Below are 255 nucleotides of genomic sequence, written 5' to 3'. Positions count from 1 at the left end.
AAGGGTATCGGCGTGGCCCGGTGCACCGTCGAGCGGTTGATGAAAGCTGATGGGCTGCAGGGGATAACGAGATCCAAGACGCGGAAGACCACGCACAGCGAGGGGGCCGAAACTCCGCAGCCGGCCGATCGTGTCGAACGGCAGTTCACCGCGGCGGCGCCCAACGCGCTGTGGGTGGCGGACCTGACCTACATCCGCACACATTCAGGGTGGGTGTATGCCGCGTTCATCCTCGACGTCTTCTCAAGGATGGTC

1 pseudogene is annotated in these 255 nt (G+C 63.9%); it reads left to right on the top strand.

The features are described 5' to 3' along the window. Positions 1-36 precede the first annotated feature (36 nt). A pseudogene (locus OK17_RS18585) lies at positions 37-255 on the top strand (IS3 family transposase); the annotation flags it as partial.

It is taken from the genome of Gordonia sp. GN26, from assembly GCF_054823965.1.
Note: the sequence above shows the minus strand (reverse complement) of the source record. Positions and strands in the feature narration are given on the sequence as shown.